General features: G+C 68.5%; 5 protein-coding genes. 2 read left to right on the top strand and 3 right to left on the bottom strand.

Going from position 1 to position 4,447, the window contains the following annotated elements; all coding sequences use genetic code 11:
• A partial coding sequence (locus tag Q0C59_RS18930) for a PQQ-dependent sugar dehydrogenase (protein ID WP_291218491.1) occupies window positions 1-771 on the top strand: 771 nt, incomplete at its 5' end.
• Between the two features lie 9 nt (window positions 772-780).
• Window positions 781-2,175, top strand: a complete 1,395-nt coding sequence (gene egtB, locus Q0C59_RS18925) for an ergothioneine biosynthesis protein EgtB (protein ID WP_291218489.1) — start codon at window positions 781-783, stop codon at window positions 2,173-2,175.
• Between the two features lie 31 nt (window positions 2,176-2,206).
• Here the strand turns inward: egtB and phnE are convergent, their stop codons facing one another.
• The 3 genes from phnE to Q0C59_RS18910 all read right to left on the bottom strand — a co-directional run.
• Window positions 2,207-3,034, bottom strand: a complete 828-nt coding sequence (phnE, locus tag Q0C59_RS18920) for a phosphonate ABC transporter, permease protein PhnE (protein WP_291218487.1) — start codon at window positions 3,032-3,034, stop codon at window positions 2,207-2,209.
• 121 nt (window positions 3,035-3,155) lie between these two features.
• Entirely contained in the window at window positions 3,156-3,998 is an 843-nt protein-coding gene (locus Q0C59_RS18915; RefSeq protein ID WP_291218485.1) for an ABC transporter permease, read from the bottom strand.
• 2 nt (window positions 3,999-4,000) lie between these two features.
• Window positions 4,001-4,447, bottom strand: a 447-nt coding sequence (locus Q0C59_RS18910; protein ID WP_291218483.1) for an ATP-binding cassette domain-containing protein, incomplete at its 5' end; no start/stop codon positions are given.

The following is a 4,447-nucleotide window of genomic DNA, read 5'->3' as shown; positions in this document are numbered from 1 at the left end:
GCCATGGCATCGGCCCAGCTGTCTCCCGATGCCACACGGCTGAACGACGTCAAGGTGATCTTCAGCCAGCAGCCGAAGGTGAGCAGCCGCTCGCACTTCGGTTGCCGGATTGTTCAGGCGGGTGACGGCAGCCTGTTCCTGACCCTGGGTGACCGCTACTCGCGCATGAACGATGCGCAGACGCTGGACAACCACCACGGCAAGGTGGTGCGTGTGAAGGCCACCGGCGGTGCCCACCCGGACAACCCCTTTGTGGGCCGCGCGGGCGCGCTGCCCGAGATCTGGAGCTTTGGCCACCGCAACGTGCAGGGCGCCGCGCTTGCGCCCGACGGCCGGCTCTGGACATCGGAGCACGGCCCGCAGGGCGGTGACGAAATCAACCGCCCAGAAGCTGGCAAAAATTACGGCTGGCCCGTGATCACCTTTGGAGAAAACTACGGCGGCGGCACCATTGGCGACGGCATCACCAGCAAGCCGGGGCTGGAGCAGCCGCTGCACCAGTGGACACCATCGATGGCGCCTTCGGGCCTGACCTTTGTCACCAGCGACCGCTACGGCCCGGCCTGGAAGGGCAGCCTGCTGGCGGGATCGCTCAAGTTCCGCTACCTTTCGCGTCTGGTCATCGAAGGCGACCGTGTGGTGCGCGAAGAAAAACTGCTGCCCAATCTCAACCAGCGCGTGCGCGACGTACGCCAGGGTCCCGATGGGTTCATCTACCTGCTGACCGACGACCGCAACGGCCAGCTCTTGCGCCTGCTGCCCGGGCGCTGAAGGGCCCCCATGCGCCACGATTCACCCCAGTCTGCAACAGACACGCGTCTTGAGGCGGACCGCGCGGAGCTGGCCCGGCGCTACCGAGCGGTGCGCGAGCAGACCCGCGTGCTGGCAGCACCGCTTTCTCCCGAAGACTGCCAGGCCCAGTCCATGCCGGATGCCAGCCCCGCCAAGTGGCACCTGGCCCACGTCACCTGGTTTTTCGAGACTTTTGTGCTGGAGCCTTTCGAGCCCGGCTACAAACCCTTCAACCCGGCCTTTCGGGTGCTCTACAACAGCTACTACAACGGCGTGGGCGAGCAGTTCTCCAGGCCGCAGCGCGGGCTGGTCACGCGGCCCGACCTGGCCGAGGTGTGGCGCTGGCGCGAGCAGGTGGACCAGCGCATCGCGCGGTTGATCGCGCACACCGACAGCGCCGACGCGCTGCGCCTGATCGGCATGGGGCTGCACCACGAGCAGCAACACCAGGAACTGCTGCTCACCGACATCAAGCACCTGCTCTCCATCAACCCGCTCAGCCCGGTTTACCGGCGCGCCTGGCCGCTGGTGTCGGTGTCGCCCGTGCCCGCGCGCTGGGTCGAGCGCGAAGGTGGATTGGTCGAGATCGGTCACGCCGGCGAAGGCTTTGCGTTCGACAACGAGACGCCGCGCCACCGCCAGTGGCTGGAGCCGCACGCGCTCATGAACCGGCTGGTGACGCACGGCGAATGGCTGGACTTCGTGCGCGACGGTGGCTACACCGACCCACGCTGGTGGCTCGCTGCAGGCTGGGACTGGGTGCGCACGCAGGGCATTCGCGCACCGCTGTACTGGACGCTCCCTCAAGACACCACCGCCTTGCCCACGGTGTTCACCCTGCATGGCGACGTACCGCTGGACCCGCACACACCGGTGGTGCATGTGAGCTACTTCGAAGCCGACGCGTTTGCCCGCTGGAGCGCGGCCACCCACGCAGACCACGCCGGTGCCCGCCTGCCCACCGAGGCAGAGTGGGAAGCTGCGTCAGCCGCTTTGCCAGTGCAGGGCAACCTGCAGGACGCTGGCGCCCTGCACCCCATGCCCGCGCGCGCTGCCGGCGGTGGCCTGCTGCAGATGTTCGGCGACGTGTGGGAATGGACGTCGAGCAGCTACAGCGCCTACCCGGGCTATCAGCCCACCGAAGGCGCCGTGGGTGAGTACAACGGCAAGTTCATGGTCAACCAGACCGTGCTGCGCGGCGGCTCCTGCGCCACACCTGCCTCGCACCTGCGTGCGAGCTACCGCAACTTCTTCCCGACCGATGCACGCTGGCAGTTCAGCGGGCTCAGGCTTGCCAAATCGTTGCCCCCACGCTCCGCCGCTGCGCGGGTCGCTGCCCCAGGACAGGAGAGGGCCCCGGTCCAAGCCGGTCCCGGGGGCTGATCCGGCTTGGGGCGGCCCGGCGCCGGATCGCTCACCGGGTGAGCAGCCGCCGAGCGCCGTGGCTCGACGCGTCCACCACCGCCACCATGAGCAGCATCGCGCCGAGGATGGTGGCGGTCTTGTTCATCTGGAACAGGCCCATGTGAAAGGCCAGCAGCTGGCCCAGACCGCCTGCGCCCACCACGCCCAGCACGGCGGCGGCACGGATGTTGTTTTCCCAGCGGTAGAGCGTGTAGCTCATGAGCTGTGGCAACACTTGCGGGAGCGTGGCGTAGAAGAACACGCGGACATTGCCCACACCCTGCACGCGCAGTGCTTCGCCGGGGCCGGGTGGCGCGTTTTCAATCGCTTCGGCGAACAGGCGACCCAGCACGCCGGTGGTGTGAAAGGCCAGCGCCAGCGTGCCGGCGAACGGGCCCAGGCCGGCCGAGATGAGCAGGAGTGCTGCCCACACCAGCTCGGGGATGCTGCGCAGCGCGTTGAGCACCCAGCGCGTGGGGGTTCGGCTCCAGGCGGCGTCGGCCGAGTGCAGGCGGCTCGCCGGCAGCGCCAGCGCCAGACCGGCCGCAGCCGCCAGCGCGGTTCCGAGCGCCGACATGGCCAGCGTTTCCCAGGCGCCGATGGCGACCTTCTTCACGAATTCGGGCGACAGGTCGGGCGGGAAGAACTCCGCCACAAAGCGGCCCATGCTGCGCGCCGCTTCCAGCGAGAGGAACTGGCTCCACTGCAGGTTCAACGAAGCGAAGCTGGCGACCACCAGCACGATGAGGCCTGCCACGAACCAGCAGGCCTTGCAACGCGCGTCGAACAGGCGCGGGGGCAGCTTGTAGGGTGGGTTGGCGGCGGTCGGGCGGGTCATGGCGCGCGGTGCCTCCATCCCAGCCTTCCCCCAAAGGGGGAAGGGGCGAAGATCGAGCACCGGCTCCCTCCCCCGCTGGGGGAGGGTTGGGGTGGGGGCACGCGGACCAGCAATGTCACTTTCATCCGAGCGATTTCCTGAGCCACGAACTCACCCGGTCCGCCAGCGCCACCAGCAATATGAACACCAGCAGCATGGTGGCAACCTCACCGCCGTTGAACATCTTCATGGAGTTGTCGAGCTGCTGGCCGAGGCCACCGGCGCCCACAAAACCGAGCACCACCGACGAGCGGATCGCGCATTCCCAGCGGTACACGGTGTAGCTGGTGAGCTCGGCCGCGTTGGTGGGCAGCAGGCCGTAAAAGAAGGCCTGCAGCCGCCCGCTGCCGTTGCGCAAAAGCGTTTCGGTGGCGTGTGGTTCGCCGCTTTCCAGAATTTCGCCGTACACCTTGCCCAGCATGCCGCCGTAGGTGAGCGCAATCGCCAGCACGCCGGCCGTGGGCCCGAGGCCGACCACGCGCACGAACACCAGCGCCCACACCAGCTCGGGCACGCTGCGCAGCACGATCAGCAGCCAGCGAACGACCTGCCGAAACCAGAACGGCCCGCGCGCCATGCGGCCCGAGAGCGCCGAGACCGACAGCAGGCGCACCGACATCAGCGCGAGCGGGATCGCCACCACCAGCGCCAGCGTGACACCGGCGGTGGCCATGGCCACGGTGCGCCAGGTCTCGCGCGCGATCATGGTCATGAACTCCGCGTTGACCACGAGCGGCCAGAACGTGGCCAGGAACTGGCGCGTGACCTTGATGTTGTCGGGCTCCAGAAAAATCCAGGGCTTGAACTCGGTGGCCACCATCAGCGGCCACAGCAGCACCGCGCCCAGGCTGAGCCAGAACACGCGGCCCGTCCAGGCCGGGTCGTGCGCCGGAGCGCTGCGCAAGGAAGGTGCCGCCGCGTTCATGCTCAGCGGCAGTGCATCACCGCAGGCTGCGGCGCGGCGGGCTCATCCACCGGCACCTCCACCGGCACCTCGCCGCGCAGCTCGTGCTCGAACTGGTCGTACAGGCGCGCCAGGCGCTCTTGAGTCACCTCGGCGGCGGGCAGGTCAAAGGCCAGTTGGCCGTCTCTCAAACCGACGATGCGCGGGAAATGGGCGAGGGCCACATCCACCTGGTGCAGCGTGGCCACCAGCGTCACACCACGTTCGCGCGCGCCGTCCTGCAGCGCGGCCACGGCCTGTTTCGAGCGTGTGGGGTCCAGGGCCGACAAGGGTTCGTCGATCAGCCAGAGCCGGGCCGGTGCGAGCAGCGCGCGCGCCAGGCCCACGCGCTGGCGTTCGCCGCCCGAGAGCCGGTCCACGCGCTCGAAGAGCTTGTCGCCCAGATCAAAGTGGTCCAGCGCGTCGAAGGC

Origin of the sequence: Hydrogenophaga sp. (assembly GCF_022844385.1) — a bacterium.
GTDB lineage: Bacteria > Pseudomonadota > Gammaproteobacteria > Burkholderiales > Burkholderiaceae_C > Hydrogenophaga.
Note: the sequence above shows the minus strand (reverse complement) of the source record. Positions and strands in the feature narration are given on the sequence as shown.